General features: G+C 62.7%; 9 protein-coding genes and 1 pseudogene. 6 read left to right on the top strand and 4 right to left on the bottom strand.

Annotated features, from left to right (window positions below; translation table 11 throughout):
- Positions 1–172: 172 nt before the first annotated feature.
- Both AB4N48_RS20545 and AB4N48_RS20540 read left to right on the top strand, forming a co-directional pair.
- A pseudogene (locus AB4N48_RS20545) lies at positions 173–1264 on the top strand (methyl-accepting chemotaxis protein); the annotation flags it as partial.
- Positions 1241–2170 carry a methyl-accepting chemotaxis protein gene (locus tag AB4N48_RS20540; protein ID WP_371915159.1) on the top strand — a complete coding sequence of 310 codons (930 nt, stop codon included), beginning with the start codon at positions 1241–1243 and terminating at the stop codon, positions 2168–2170. The pseudogene AB4N48_RS20545 and the gene AB4N48_RS20540, both read left to right, overlap by 24 nt.
- Before the next feature lie 120 nt (positions 2171–2290).
- Here AB4N48_RS20540 and AB4N48_RS20535 read toward each other — a convergent pair whose 3' ends face one another.
- On the bottom strand, positions 2291–3067 hold the full coding sequence (locus tag AB4N48_RS20535; protein WP_460094230.1) for a TatD family hydrolase: 777 nt from the start codon (positions 3065–3067) through the stop codon (positions 2291–2293).
- A 3-nt stretch (positions 3068–3070) separates the two neighbouring features.
- Positions 3071–4066: a catabolite repressor/activator gene (gene cra / locus AB4N48_RS20530; protein ID WP_122699955.1), complete on the bottom strand. Its 996-nt coding sequence runs from the start codon at positions 4064–4066 to the stop codon at positions 3071–3073.
- Between the two features lie 305 nt (positions 4067–4371).
- Here cra and ptsP point away from each other — a divergent pair, with 305 nt between their 5' ends.
- The 4 genes from ptsP to AB4N48_RS20510 all read left to right on the top strand — a co-directional run bounded on the left by ptsP (position 4372) and on the right by AB4N48_RS20510 (position 11575).
- The gene (gene ptsP, locus AB4N48_RS20525; RefSeq protein WP_122610853.1) at positions 4372–7233 is read left to right on the top strand and encodes a phosphoenolpyruvate--protein phosphotransferase; all 2862 of its coding nucleotides are present in this window, start codon (positions 4372–4374) and stop codon (positions 7231–7233) included.
- Positions 7233–8174 (top strand): 1-phosphofructokinase, encoded by a 942-nt coding sequence (pfkB, locus tag AB4N48_RS20520; RefSeq protein WP_150743380.1) that lies wholly within the window; start codon positions 7233–7235, stop codon positions 8172–8174. The genes ptsP and pfkB overlap by 1 nt, the downstream gene beginning before the upstream one ends.
- 11 nt (positions 8175–8185) lie before the next feature.
- Complete coding sequence (locus tag AB4N48_RS20515; protein ID WP_095180358.1) at positions 8186–9919, top strand: PTS fructose-like transporter subunit IIB; 1734 nt, start codon at positions 8186–8188, stop codon at positions 9917–9919.
- Between the two features lie 114 nt (positions 9920–10033).
- A complete protein-coding gene (locus AB4N48_RS20510; protein WP_252885358.1) occupies positions 10034–11575 on the top strand; it encodes an alkaline phosphatase D family protein in 1542 nt (513 codons plus the stop codon).
- A gap of 466 nt (positions 11576–12041) precedes the next feature.
- On the opposite strand, the gene AB4N48_RS20505 is transcribed toward AB4N48_RS20510, so the two are convergent.
- Together AB4N48_RS20505 and AB4N48_RS20500 are read right to left on the bottom strand one after the other, a co-directional pair.
- Positions 12042–12410: an endonuclease domain-containing protein gene (locus AB4N48_RS20505; RefSeq protein ID WP_056782898.1), complete on the bottom strand. Its 369-nt coding sequence runs from the start codon at positions 12408–12410 to the stop codon at positions 12042–12044.
- 225 nt (positions 12411–12635) lie between these two features.
- Positions 12636–15164, bottom strand: coding sequence for a PepSY domain-containing protein (locus AB4N48_RS20500; RefSeq protein ID WP_460095573.1), 2529 nt, complete (start codon positions 15162–15164; stop codon positions 12636–12638).
- Positions 15165–15393: the final 229 nt, after the last annotated feature.

Here is a 15393-nt window from a genome sequence, read left to right as displayed (position 1 = left end):
CGATCACTGCATTGCCATTAACCTTAAGTTACAAAACCTCCCGCCGATTTACGCTATACAGAGATAGCGCCCGATAGTGGCTATCTGCTCTCGTCCCGCGCCAGCCAATAAAAACAAGAAAAACCAAGGGAGACTTCCAGTGAAGAGCTTGCTCTATCCCGCCGTCTCGCTGATGAACCGTCTGAGCTTCGGCATGAAGTTCAGTCTGATCAGCGTGCTGTTCCTGGTGCCGATGCTGGTGACCAATTTCTATCTGGTACGCGATTCCTATCGCGAATTTCAGGGCACACGCGTCGAACTGCAAAGCCTCGACCTGCTGGGCAGCAGCCTGACCCTGCGCCGGGATCTGGAGACCCTGAACAATCTGGTGCAGATCGACGTCACCCTCGGCCAGTCCGGCAAGGCCGGCAATGTCGAGGCGCAGATCCAGGCGCTGGAGCAAGCCGTGCTCGCGCGGCTCGAAGGGCTGACGGCGATGACCGAAGACCCCGAGCAGATCAAGCAATTCGAGGCCAAACGCGATGAAATGATCGCGGCGTTCAAGGCCCAGCAAGCGGAGAGCTCGCTGCAAAGCAAAAGCGCGTTGATCGGCAAGTTGTTGGCCAGTGCGCAGATTTTCAGCCAGATCATCACCAGTCAGGCCGGGTTGAGCCGCGACAACCAGAGCGACATTCGTCAGCTCAGCGAACTGGTCACGCTGATCACCCCGAGCGTCACGCAAACCCTCGGCGAAGGCCGGGCGATGGGTTCGTATTCGTTGGGTCAGGGTTTTCTCAACAGTTCCTCCAGCACGCGTTTCGACGAGTTGCTGGTGCAGATCGAAAAACTCCAGGCCGAGTACGCTCTGAAACTGCAAGACGCCCTCGGTTCCAGCAGTGCTGCGCGCGAATCCCTCAGTGCCCAGGCCGACACCAGCAAGGCTTCGCTCAAGCAGGCCAGCGAACTGTTCGAAGAGCAAGTGGTGATGGCCGACACCCTCGATGCGCCGTGGCAGGCATTCTACGATCAGGTCACCGGGCTGATGGAGCACACCTACCAGCTCAATCAGGCCACGCTGAAATTCCTCGACAACCAGTTGCAGCAGCGCCTGGCGCAGAACCGCACGCACATGATTCTGCAAGCCTCTGCGCTGTCGGTGGTGTTTGTGCTGATTTTCTATCTTTATGGCGGTTTCTACGCCTCGACCCGGACCACCCTGAAAAGCCTGGGCGCGATGATGGACAAGGTCGCGGCCGGTGACATGACCGTCAACTTCAAGGCCAGCAGCCGTGATGAACTGGGCGAGTTGGGCGAGGTGTTCAACGGTACGGTGAAGAAGATTCACGACTTGATCGAACGTGTCGGGCATACCGTGGGTGAGGTCGAGCGGCAGGCCGGGCAGGTGGAGAGCGTGTCGGCGCAGAGCAATCAGGCCGTGGCCGGGCAGCGCTCGCAGATTGAACAAGTGGCGACGGCGATGAACCAGATGTCGGCGACCTCAATGGAAGTCGCTCGCAGTGCTGCGGCCGCGGTGAGCAGCGCCCACAGCGTCAACGACGAAACCCTCAGCGGACGCGGGCTGGTGGAATCGCAGCAGGGCAGCATTGCCGCGCTGGCCAGCGAAATCGATCAGTCGGTGCTGGTGATCAATCAACTGGCCAGCGACAGCCAGTCGATCAGCCGTGTGCTTGAGGTGATCAAGAGCATCGCCGAACAGACCAACCTGCTGGCGCTCAATGCGGCGATCGAAGCCGCGCGAGCCGGCGAGCAGGGGCGCGGTTTTGCCGTGGTCGCCGACGAAGTACGCACCTTGGCCAAACGCACCCAACAATCGACCGAAGAAATCGAGCAGATGATCGCCAAACTGCATGGCGGCGTCGGCGCGGCGGTGAAGGCCATGGGCGTCAGCCATCAGATGGCCAACGGCACGGTGGGCCAGTCGGAGAAGGTCCAGCAGGCGCTGGAAAACATCCTTGGCGCGGTGGGCATGATCGTCGATCAGAACCAGCAGATCGCCGCCGCCGTCGAACAGCAGACCGCCGTGGCCCATGACATCGACCAGAACATCGTCGAAATCAACCGTGCCGGCGAACGCACAGCGCAAGGCGCGCACCAGACCGAAGATGCCAGCCGCGCGCTGTCGGCGCAGGTGGTTGAGCTCAAACAACTGATCAGCGCATTTCGCGTCTGAGCCCCAAACAATCCTTGTAGGAGCTGACGAGTGCAACGAGGCTGCGATCTTTTGACTTTGCCTCTGAAGATCAAAAGATCGCAGCCTCGTTGCACTCGTCAGCTCCTACCCGGGTACGTGTTACCAGCCGAAGACTTCGCAGCAGTTGGCGGTGCTGGCAGCGGCGAGTTGTTCAGGCGTTATATTCATCAGCTCGGCCAGCGCCGCGCAAATCGCCGGCAGATGCGCCGGGCTGTTGCGCTGGCCGGGGAACATGGCGGGGGCCATGTCCGGTGAGTCGGTTTCCAGCACCACGGATTGCAGCGGCAGTTCCGGCAGGACCCGATGCATGCGCAATGCCTGCGGCCAGGTCGGAGCACCGCCGAGACCCAGTTTGAACCCGAGCTTGAGGTATTCCCGCGCTTCCTCACGGCTGCCGGCGAAGGCGTGGATGATGCCGGCGCGTTTGAGCTTGAAGCGCTTGAGCGTGGCGATCACCGCCGCGTGGCTGCGGCGTACGTGGATCAGCGCCGGCAGCTCGAAGTCCGCCGCCAGTTGCATCTGCGCTTCGAACAACGACTGTTGCCGCTCGCGATCGAGGTTTTCGAGGAAGTAATCCAGGCCTATCTCGCCCACCGCGCATAACTGCCGATGCCCGCGCAAGCGCGTCAGCCAGTCACCCAGCACGTGCAAATCCTCGGGGCGATGCTGATCGAGAAACACCGGGTGCAGACCGAACGCCGCGTACAAGTCGGCATCGCTCTGCACCAGATCCCACACCCGTTGCCAGTTGCCCTGATGCACCCCCAGCACGACGATGCGCCGCACGCCGAGGGCGCGGCTTTCGGCCAGCAACTCTGCGCGATCGCCGTCGAAGTCGGGGAAGTCGAGGTGGGTGTGGCTGTCGATCAGCTCCACGCTTCAGTCCCGATGAATACGCTGCTTGAAGGTCCGCGCAATGGCTTGCACGCCCGGTTGGTAGTCGTCCTGCTCCACGGCGGCCAGGGCCAGTTCCAGGGCCTTGTCGGCGATCAATTGGTGTTGCTGGGACATGGCGTTGACCGGCAACGGCAGGAAATCCAGCAACTGCGTGTCGCCGAACGTGCCCAAGCGCAGCGGCCGCGATTTCAGCGGGAAATCATGCAGCGCATCGAACACGCCTTGCAGCAGTACGTAGGAAGTGGTCACCAGTGCGTCAGGCAAATGCCCCAGACGCTGCAGGAGTTCTTCCATCAATTGCTTGCCGCACTCGCGGCTGAACGACTCGGCGTGCTCGATCAGCACCTCACCTTTGAAGTCTTTGAGCGCTGCGCGGAAACCGGCGGCACGCTCCTGGCTGATGCTCAGCTCCGGGCGTGCGCCTAGCAGGACGATCTGCTTTGGCTGCGGATCGAGCAGGCTCTGGGTCAGATGCAGGCTGGCCTCGCGGTCGTCGCTGATCACCGAGCAGAAATGCTCCGGTTCCATGACCCGGTCGATGGCGATGATCGGCAGACCCTTGGCCTGCAACTGGCGATAGCTGTCATCACCGGCCGGCAGGCAACTGGCGACGATCAGCGCATCGCATCGGCGCGCGCGGAACAGTTGCAGCAACTGGCGCTCGCTGTCCGGCGCGTCGTCGGAGCTGGCGATCAGCAATTGATAACCGCGAGCCCGCGCGCCTTGTTCGAGCAACTTGGCGATCCGCGCGTAACTGGGGTTTTCCAGATCCGGCAGGATAAAGCCCAGGGTGCGCGTGTGCCGACTGCGCAGGCCGGCCGCTTGCGGATTGGGCGTGAAGCCGTGCAGATCGACCACCGCGCGCACGCGCTCGACGGTCGCGTTGCTGATGCGTTGCTGTTCGGCCTTGCCGTTGATGACGTAGCTGGCGGTGGTGACGGAGACGCCGGCCAACCGCGCGATATCACTGAGTTTCAACCCGGTATTTCCTTGTTTTTTCGAGCATGCCGCGACATTTTCGCCAATCCTACCCGATAAGGGCAGTCGACTTATTGCCTGGGCAGATCCGACCAGTTGGACTTCAAGGATGAGACATTATCGAGTAACGTGCCGATCAATCTAGATTAAACGTTTCAGCAAGCGTATTTTCTACGTTTTAGACGCCTTTGGCCGGTCCTGCCGTGAAACCGCCAAAACTGCCGCTGAAAAGCGCGGCAGAGCGCCTAAGCTGTGAACCATTCAAAACAATACCTGGCGTTGAACTGCGCCAAAAAGGAGATCGCATGCTCGAGCTCACTATAGAGCAGATATCCATGGGCCAGTCGGCCGTGGATAAACCCGCTGCCCTGCAATTGCTGGCCAGTCATCTGGTCGCCGATGGTCTGGTTGCCGACGGCTACCTCGCCGGCCTGCAGGCCCGGGAAGCCCAGGGCTCGACCTTTCTCGGTCAAGGCATCGCCATTCCCCACGGTACGCCGGAAACCCGCGATCAGGTATTCGCCACCGGCGTGCGCCTGATGCAGTTTCCCGACGGCGTCGATTGGGGCGATGGCCAAATCGTTTATCTGGCGATTGGCATCGCGGCGAAATCCGACGAACACCTGCGCCTGCTGCAACTGCTGACCCGCGCCCTCGGCGAGACCGATCTGGGCCAGGCCCTGCGTCGCGCCAGCTCGCCCGAAGCGCTGTTGAAACTGCTGCAAGGCGCGCCGCAGGAACTGGCGCTTGATGCGCAGATGATCGGCCTCGGCGTGTCGGCCGATGATTTCGAAGAACTGGTCTGGCGCGGCGCACGTCTGCTGCGTCAGGCCGATTGTGTGAGCAACGGCTTTGCCGGCGTGTTGCAGCAGGTTGAAGCGCTGCCACTGGGCGACGGCCTGTGGTGGCTGCACAGCGAGCAGACCGTGAAGCGTCCGGGACTGGCGTTCGTCACCCCGGACAAACCGATGCGCTACCTCGGCCAGCCGCTTAGCGGTCTCTTCTGCCTGGCGAGTCTGGGCGAAGCGCATCAGGCGCTGCTCGAGCGTTTGTGCGCGTTGCTGATCGAAGGTCGCGGCCACGAACTGGGCCGCGCCACCAGCAGCCGCAAGGTCCTTGAAGTGCTCGGCGGTGAACTGCCGGCCGACTGGCCGAGTGCACGTATTGCCCTGGCCAACGCCCACGGTCTGCACGCACGGCCGGCGAAGATCCTTGCGCAACTGGCGAAGAGTTTTGACGGCGAAATTCGCGTGCGCATCGTCGACAGCCAAGACAGCGCCGTATCGGTGAAGAGCCTGAGCAAACTGCTCAGCCTCGGCGCCCGGCGCGGTCAGGTGCTGGAGCTGATTGCCGAACCGAGCATCGCCGCCGATGCCTTGCCGGCCCTGCTCGCGGCGATTGAAGAAGGCCTCGGTGAGGAAGTCGAGCCGCTGCCGGCCGTGAGTCAGCAGCGCGAAGTGATCGCCGACATCGCCGAAGTGCTGATCGCCCCGGCCTCCGGCAGCCTGTTGCAGGCGATTCCTGCCGCACCGGGCATCGCCATCGGCCCTGCGCACATTCAGGTGCTGCAAGCCATCGATTACCCGTTGCGCGGCGAATCTGCCGCGATCGAGCGCGAGCGCCTCAAGCAAGCGCTGAGCGACGTGCGCCGCGACATCCAAGGCTTGATCGAACGCAGCAAGGCCAAGGCGATTCGCGAGATTTTCATCACTCACCAGGAAATGCTCGACGACCCGGATCTGACCGACGAAGTCGACACCCGCCTCAAGCAAGGCGAAAGCGCCGAAGCGGCGTGGATGGCAGTGATCGAAGCCGCCGCCAAACAGCAGGAGTCGCTGCAGGACGCGTTGCTCGCCGAGCGTGCCGCGGATCTGCGTGACATCGGCCGTCGAGTGCTGGCGCAATTGTGTGGCGTGCAAACCGCGAACGAACCTGAGCAACCGTACATTCTGGTGATGGACGAAGTCGGCCCGTCCGATGTCGCGCGGCTTGATCCTGCGCGAGTGGCGGGGATTCTCACCGCGCGCGGTGGCGCTACCGCGCACAGCGCCATCGTTGCCCGTGCCCTCGGGATTCCAGCGTTGGTCGGTGCGGGGGCGGCAGTGCTGTTGCTCGAACCGGGCACGCCGCTGTTGCTCGATGGTCAGCGTGGCCGTCTGCATGTCGACGCCGATGCCGCGACCCTCAAGCGTGCTGCTGAAGAACGCGACACCCGTGAGCAACGCCTGAAGATCGCCGCCGAACAACGCCATCAACCAGCGCACACCACTGACGGCCACGCCGTCGAAGTGTTCGCCAACATCGGCGAAAGCGCTGGGGTGACCAGCGCGGTGGAGCAGGGCGCTGAAGGCATTGGCTTGCTGCGCACCGAACTGATTTTCATGGCCCACCCGCAGGCACCGGATGAGGCAACCCAGGAAGCCGAATACCGTCGCGTCCTCGATGGTCTGGCCGGACGGCCGCTGGTGGTGCGCACGCTCGACGTCGGCGGCGACAAACCGCTGCCGTATTGGCCGATCGCCAAGGAAGAAAACCCGTTCCTCGGCGTGCGCGGCATTCGCCTGACCCTGCAGCGGCCGCAGATCATGGAAGCGCAACTGCGCGCCTTGCTGCGTTCGGCCGACAACCGTCCGCTGCGGATCATGTTCCCGATGGTCGGCAGCGTCGAAGAGTGGCGCCAGGCCCGCGACATGACCGAACGCTTGCGTTTGGAAATTCCAGTCGCCGACCTGCAACTGGGGATCATGATCGAGGTGCCGTCCGCCGCATTGCTTGCGCCAGTGCTGGCCAAGGAAGTGGATTTCTTCAGCGTCGGCACCAACGACCTGACCCAATACACCCTGGCCATCGACCGTGGTCATCCGACGCTGTCTGCACAAGCGGACGGCTTGCACCCGGCGGTCCTGCAACTGATCGACATCACCGTGCGTGCCGCCCATGCCCATGGCAAATGGGTGGGTGTCTGCGGCGAGCTGGCGGCGGATCCGCTGGCGGTGCCGGTGCTGGTTGGCCTCGGTGTCGACGAGCTCAGCGTGTCCGGGCGCAGCATTGCCGAAGTCAAGGCGCGCATCCGTGAACTCAGCCTGCCCCAGGCGCAAACCCTCGCTCAACAGGCCCTGGCCGTGGGCAGCGCGAATGAAGTGCGCGCATTAGTGGAGGCCCTGTAATGGCCAAGATTCTCACCCTGACCCTCAACCCGGCACTCGACCTCACCGTCGAGCTGTCACGGCTCGATGCCGGTCAGGTCAATCGCAGCGAGGAGATGCACACCCACGCTGCGGGCAAAGGCGTCAACGTCGCCCAGGTGCTGGCGGACCTCGGCCATCAGGTCACCGTCAGCGGCTTTCTCGGCGAAGACAATCTGCAAGCGTTCGAAACCCTGTTCGCCAAGCGTGGTTTTATCGACGCGTTCATCCGCGTGCCGGGCGAGACGCGCAGCAACATCAAGGTCGCCGAACAGGACGGGCGCATTACCGACATCAACGGTCCGGGGCCAATGGTCGATGCAATGGCGCAGCAAGCTTTGCTTGATCGCTTGCTGCAGATCGCACCGGGGCACGATGCGGTGGTGGTCGCCGGCAGTCTGCCGCGTGGCGTCACTGCGCAATGGTTGCGCGAGCTGATTGAACGGCTGAACGCGCTCGGCTTGAAAGTCGCCCTTGATTCCAGTGGTGAGGCTTTGCGCGCCGCGTTGCAGGCCAGCCCCTGGCTGATCAAACCGAACACCGAAGAATTGGCCCACGCCCTCGGCTGCGAAGTGGTGTCGCCGATCGCCGAAGCACAAGCCGCCGCACGTTTGCATGCGCAAGGCATCGAGCACGTGGTGATCTCTCACGGCGCTGACGGGGTCAACTGGTTCAGTGTCGGCTCGGCCCTGCATGCCTCGCCGCCGAAAGTCAGCGTGGCCAGCACGGTCGGTGCCGGCGATTCATTGCTGGCTGGCATGCTCCACGGTCTGCTCAGTGCTGATACGCCGGAGCAAACCCTGCGCACCGCCACCGCGATTGCGGCAATGGCGGTGACCCAGATCGGTTTTGGCATCAACGACGCTGCGCAACTGGCGCAGCTCGAACAGGGCGTGCGCGTGCGCCCCCTGACAGAACAATAAGAGGGTTTGTGATGAAGTTAGCCATTGTTACGGCTTGCCCGAACGGCATGGTCACCAGTGTGCTGTGCGCGCGCCTGCTCGATGCAGCGGCGCAGCGCCAGGGCTGGAGCACCAGCGTTGAAGTGGTCGATCCGGCACACCCGGAACGCGAATTGTCGGCGGCGACCATCGAAGCCGCCGAGTGGGTCTTGCTGGTCACCACTGGCGCGGTGGACATGAGTCGCTTCGTCGGCAAGCGCGTGTTCCAGATCGCTCCGGCGCAGGCGCTGCAGGATGTCGAAGCGGTACTGCGTCGCGGTGCTGAAGAAGCCGAAGTCTACGTGGCCAGCGCAGTCGAACCGGCGATTGACGCGCCACGTGCGCCGCGCATCGTCGCCATCACGGCCTGCCCGACCGGCGTCGCCCACACCTTCATGGCCGCCGAAGCGTTGCAGCAGACCGCCAAGCGTCTGGGCTATGAATTGCAGGTCGAAACCCAAGGCTCGGTCGGCGCGAAAACCCCGCTCAGCGCAACGGCCATCGCCGAGGCTGACGTGGTACTGCTGGCGGCGGATATCGACGTCGCTACCGAGCGTTTCGCTGGCAAGAAAATCTATCGCTGCGGCACGGGCGTTGCGCTGAAGCAGTCTGAAGCGACTTTGAAAAAAGCCTTGGCCGAAGGCGCTGTCGAAAGTGCGGCAAGCGACGGCAAGGCCCCGGCCAAGTCCGAGAAAACCGGCGTCTACAAGCACCTGCTCACGGGTGTGTCGTACATGCTGCCAATGGTGGTGGCGGGTGGTTTGCTGATCGCATTGTCGTTCGTGTTCGGCATCACCGCGTACAAGGAAGAAGGCACGCTGGCGGCGGCGCTGATGCAGATCGGCGGCGACACCGCGTTCAAGCTGATGGTGCCGTTACTCGCCGGTTACATCGCCTACTCGATCGCCGATCGCCCGGGCCTTGCGCCGGGGATGATCGGCGGTTTGCTCGCAGGCACTCTGGGCGCCGGATTCATCGGCGGGATCATTGCCGGTTTCATTGCCGGTTACGCCGCCAAAGCCATCGCCCGCTATGTGAAATTGCCGCAGAGCCTGGAAGCGCTGAAGCCGATTCTGATCATCCCGTTGCTGGCCAGTCTGGTGACCGGCCTGGTGATGATTTACGTGGTCGGCAAACCGGTCGCCGGCATGCTCGCCGCGCTCACCCAGTTCCTCGACAGCATGGGCACCACCAACGCAATTCTGCTCGGCGTGCTGCTCGGCGGCATGATGTGCGTCGACCTCGGCGGGCCGATCAACAAGGCCGCCTATGCGTTTTCGGTGGGGCTGCTGGCCTCGCAGAGTTACGCACCGATGGCCGCGACCATGGCCGCCGGCATGGTGCCGCCGATTGGCCTGGGTATCGCCACGTTCATTGCCCGGCGCAAGTTCGCCCAGACTGAACGGGAGGCCGGCAAAGCGGCTTTCGTGTTGGGCCTGTGCTTTATCTCGGAAGGGGCGATTCCGTTTGCTGCGAAAGATCCGCTGCGGGTGATCCCGGCGAGCATCGCTGGCGGCGCGCTGACCGGTGCCTTGTCGATGTACTTCGGCTGCAAACTGATGGCGCCGCACGGTGGCTTGTTCGTGCTGGCGATCCCCAATGCGATCAACCATGCTCTGCTGTATCTGCTGGCGATCGTTGCGGGGAGCCTGGTCACGGCGGTGGTGTATGCGCTGCTCAAACGGCCTGAGGCTGTCGAGCTACCGCTGGAGCCCGCCAAGGCCTGACCGACAACACCAAATCCCTGTGGGAGCGAGCAGGCTCGCTCCCACAGGAGTCTGCATTGTCATAGCGGATTCATACACCCGTGCTTAAGTTTTCCCTTTTGCAGGGAGAACACCATGAGCGATTTCAATCTCGGTCGGCGTCGCGTCATGCAAGCGGTCGGCGCCGGGCTGTTGCTGCCGGGGCTGGCGCCGGCGGTGATTGCCTCGGTCAAGGATCGTCCGCAGCTCACCGACGGCGTGCAGTCCGGCGACCTGCTCGGCGACCGCGCGATGATCTGGAGTCGCAGCGATCGGCCGGCGCGCATGGTGGTCGAGTGGGACACCGGCAGCCTGTTCGGCAACCCGCGCAAATTCGTCTCGCCACTGGCCGATGCGCGCAGCGATTTCACCGCCCGCGTCGAACTCACCGGCCTGCCGGCCAACCAGGCAATTTTCTATCGCGTGCACTTCGAAGACGCCCAGAGCGGCGTCGCCAGCGAACCGTGGTTCGGCCATCTGCGCAGCGTGCCAACGACAAAACGCGACATCCGTTTTGTCTGGAGCGGTGACACCGTAGGCCAAGGCTTCGGGATCAACCCGGACATCGGCGGCATGCGCATCTACGAAGCCATGCGCCTGCGTCTGCCGGACTTCTTTATCCACAGCGGCGACACCATCTACGCCGACGGCCCGGTGCCCGCGCAACTGACCACAGAAAGCGGGCGCATCTGGCGCAATGTCACCACTGAAGCCAAAAGCAAAGTCGCGCAGACCCTCGACGATTATCGCGGCAACTATCGCTACAACCTGATGGACGAAAACATCCGCCGCTTCAACGCCGAGGTGCCGCAGATCTGGCAGTGGGACGACCACGAAGTGGTCAACAACTGGTCGCCGGGCAAGCAGCTGGATGAACGCTATCAGGAGAAAGATATCCACAAGCTGGTCGGCCGCGCGCGGCAGGCGTGGCTGGAATATGCGCCGATGCGTTTGCAAGCGGCGGACGGCGGCGGGCGGATTTATCGCAAGCTCAGCTACGGGCCGATGCTCGACGTATTCGTGCTGGATATGCGCAGCTATCGCGAGGCCAACGATGCCAACCTGGGCGCGGCAAAACCGTTTCTCGGCCGCGAGCAGCTGGACTGGCTCAAGCGTGAGTTGCAGGCATCGACGGCGCAGTGGAAAGTCATCGCCGCCGACATGCCCATCGGCCTTGGCGTGCCGGACGGCGAGGTCAGTGCGGGCGTTGCGCGTTGGGAAGCCGTGGCCAACGGCGACCCCGGCCCGGCGCAGGGGCGAGAGCTGGAAATCGCCGAGCTGCTCGGATTTTTACGTGCGCAGCAGGTGCGCAATTTCGTGTTTCTGACGGCGGACGTGCACTACTGCGCGGCGCATCACTATCATCCGGACCGCGCGGCGTTTCAGGATTTCGAACCGTTCTGGGAATTTGTCGCCGGACCGTTGAACGCCGGCAGTTTCGGGCCGAACCCACTGGACAAGACGTTTGGCCCAGAGGTGGTGTTCGAGAAAGCACCGCCCGCACAGAACACCTCGCCGTTTGCCGGGTTTCAGTTTTTTGGCGAGGTGAATATCGAAGGGCAGAGCGGGGAGATGAGCGTGGTGTTGCGGGATCTGGATGGTGTAGCAGTGTTTGAGCAGAAGTTGCAGCCTGTTTAATCACGCTGGATCAAAAGCCCCTCACCCCAGCCCTCTCCCGGAGGGAGAGGGAGCCGACCGAGGTGTCTCGCGTTAAGCATCGACCTCGAAGACCGAGGTGATTGTGGCTTTGGATTCAGTGAAGAACGCTCAGGTCGGCGTCGATTTCAAGCATCACCCAATCAGTCACCTCGCCCTCTGGGAGGGAGAGGGCCGACCGAAGTGTCTTGCGTCATGCATCGACCTGGAAGACCGAGGTGATTGTGGCTTTGGATTCAGTGAAGAATGCTCAGGTCGGCGTCGATCTCAAGCATCACCCAATCAGTCACCTCGCCCTCTGGGAGGGAGAGGGCCGACCGAAGTGTCTTGCGTCATGCATCGACCTGGAAGACCGAGGTGATTGTGGCTTTGGATTCAGTGAAGAACGCTCAGGTCGGCGTCGATCTCGAGCATCCCCCAATCAGTCCCCTCTCCCTCTGGGAGAGGGCTAGGGTGAGGGCATTTTCCGCTCTGCCGCAATTCTGATGATCTGCTCCAACACGTCATCCATCTGCTGAAGCACCTCAAGATTGCTGAATCGCACGACGTCGATGCCTTGTTGAGACAGGAAGTTCGACCGGCGCCGATCGTGAACCACCCCGGCCGTCTCATAATGCTGGCCACCATCCAGCTCAATCGCCAATCTCAACTCCACACAATAGAAATCCAGCACAAACGGCGGACATGGAAACTGTCGGCGAAATTTCAGGTTGGCGATCTGCCGGGAACGCAGGCGCTGCCAGAGCAGGTGTTCGCAATCTGTCTGGTTGGTGCGCAAGTGGCGGGCGAATTGGGCGAGGGTCGGGCGGCTTGGCATGGCTTCACGGTCCTTGTGAAGTTGAGTGGAGATTTAACAGTAGCCCATTTCCCTCATCGGAACGCCGCCCGCCCAGCTCTCTCCCAGGAGGAGAGGGAGCCGACCGAGGTGATTATGGCTATGGATTCAGTGAAGAACGCTCAGGTCGGCGTCGATCTCGAGCATCCCCCAATCGGTCCCCTCTCCCATTGGGAGAGGGCTAGGGTGAGGGGCTTTTCGCAGGCGTTAGTAAACGTCCCGGCGATAGCGGCCCTGTTCGATCAGGCGTTCGACTTCGGCGCTGCCGAGGATATCGTTGAGGGCCTGGTCTACGCCTGAGGCCATCCCTTGAAGGCTGCCGCAGATATAAATGACGGCACCATCAGCCAACCACTTCTTCAGTTCATCCGCCGACTCACGCAAGCGATCCTGCACATAAACCTTCTCAGCCTGATCCCGCGAAAACGCCAGATCCAGCCGGACCAGATCGCCATTGACCAACCACTCCTCGAGCTCGGCGCGGCAGAGGAAGTCGTGCTCGCGGTTGCGCTCGCCGAACAGCAGCCACTGCCGTTGCTGACCATCGGCAATGCGTGCCTTGAGCAGGCTGCGCAGGCCGGCGAGGCCTGTGCCGTTGCCCAGCAGGATCATCGGCACGGGTTCGTTCGGCAGGTGGAAACCACTGTTGCGCCGCACGCGCAGGCTGATGCTGCCGCCCACAGGCGCATGCTCGGTGAGCCAGCCGGAGCCTATGCCGAGGCTGCCGTCGCTGTGCTGTTCCTGACGCACGATCAGCTCCAGCACGCCGTCAGCGGCAATCGAGGCGATGGAGTATTCGCGCATGGCCAGCGGCACCATCGCGTCGACCAGCGACTGCGCATGCAGGCCGACCAGATGCGCGCGGTGTTCGGGCAGTTGCCGTGAGGCGAGGGCCACTTCCAGTGGTTCGTCGATGCCGTTGACCTTCACCGGTGTTTCGCCACGGATGCCGAGGCCGTCGAGGAAATGCTCGATGGCCCACGGGCAATTGCGTGGCAACACTTCGACCAGGTCACCAGCCAGCCAGCTGCGGGTGTCCGGGGCTTTGAGGCCGAGCAGATAGACCGGCGCGCCGCTGCTGTCGGGGTTCATCAGTTCGCGCCGCACCAGCGTCCAGTTGTCGTAGCTGGGTGCTTGCCAGGTTTCGCTAGGCGCCTGTCCGGTGAGCTGGCCGAGTTGCGTTTGCCAATGACGCAGCGCGTAGGGATCGGCGCTATCGACCTCCACCGGGGCGAACAGCGTCTTGCCGCCGTGCTCGCCGAGCCATTGATGCAAGCGTTTGGCGAAGCCACAGAAGTGCGCGTACTGCCGATCGCCGAGGCCGAGCACGGCGTAGTTGAGGCCGTCGAGTGTCGAGGCCTTGGCCAGCACTTTGCGTTCGAAACCGCGCGCGCTGTCCGGCGCTTCGCCGTCGCCGAAGGTGCTGACCACGAACAAGGCGTTGTTCGAATCCCGCAGATCCTGTTCGCTGAGATTGGCCAGCGGCTGCACGTTGACCGGCAACCCGGCGGCCTGCAATTGTCCGGCGGTCTGCCACGCCAATTGTTCGGCGAAACCGCTCTGGCTGGCGAAACCGATCAGCCATGCCGAAGCATCGGCGGAGGGTTGTGCGAGGCCCTGGCGGGCATCCTTGATCTGCTTTTTCTTGCGCCGACGGTCCAGATACAGCAGCCAGCCAGTGATGAAAAACAGCGGCATGCACACCGCCGCGATCGTCACGATGATGCGCCCGACAAGGCCGAAATAGCTGCCGACGTGCAGCGCATAAATGCTGGTCAGCAGTTGGGCCTTGAAGCTTTTGTCGGCATAGCGGTCGACGCGTTTGACCACGCCGGTGGCCGGGTCGAGGGTGATCTGGTTCAGCGCGCGGTCATGGGGCGAGCTGTCGAGCAGGTAGAACACCGTCGCCGGCTGGCCGGCCACCGCCGGCATGCGAATGTTGTACGCGGCCAGACCCGGGCCGGCAGCGCTGTAGATGCTGCTCCACATCGCTGCGTAGTCGGCGGTCGGTGCCGGACCTTCCGGCGCCGGGCCGCGACCGCCGCGTACGCGTTCGTTTTGCGGCGCGTCGGAAAGCAGTCGGGTCAGGCCCTTGTTGTACCACTCGTACGACCATGACAACCCGGTCAACGCCAGCAGCAGATACACCAGCAAACACCAAGTGCCGGCCACCGAGTGCAGATCCCAATTGAACGCGCGGCCCTTCTTTTTCCAGTCCAGGGTTAACCACACGCGCCAGCTGTTCCACTGGCGTGGCCAGCGCAGATAAAGGCCGGAGAGGCAGAAGAACAGCAGCATCAAGGTGCAGGCGCCGGTGATGTTGCGCCCGGTATCGCCCATGGCGAGGAAACGGTGCAGTTGCAGCATCAGGCCGAAGAAGTCCTGGCCGGTGGCATCGCCCTTGAACTCGGCGGTGTACGGGTCGAAGTAGCGCATTTCGCCACGTCGTTCGCCCTTGGGCGGGGTGAAGAACACCCGTGCGGCGTGACCGCTGTCGGTCTCGACCCAGAGCATCGCGACTTTCTTGCCGGACGCAGCTTCGATGCGCTCCACCAGTTCCACTGGCGGCAGCACTCCAGCGACTTGTTTTTCCACCTGCAGAACGGACGGATTGAGCGCGCGCAGGATCTCGTCCTGAAACGAATAGGCCGCGCCGGTGATGCCCATCAGGGCCAGCACCAGCCCTGCGGTGATGCCAAAAAACCAGTGCAACTGGAACAGGGTTTTCTTCAACACGTCACTCGCCGTCCGTTCGGAAATTGTCATCACGGCGCGCATTATGCCGTGGGTTATCAAGAAGCGTTTTGCGTAACACACAAAAGCCCCGTTCAACTGAATGAACGGGGCCGAGCCTCGCGGCACATTCCCTGTGGGAGCGAGCCTGCTCGCGAAAGCGGTGTGTCAGTCAGCATCGATGTTGCTGAAAGATTGCCTTCGCGAGCAGGCTCGCTCCTACAGGTTCCAA

It is taken from the genome of Pseudomonas sp. S2_C11, from assembly GCF_054668395.1.
The sequence above is the reverse complement of the archived record's forward strand: the minus strand, read 5'-3'. Positions and strand labels throughout refer to the sequence as shown.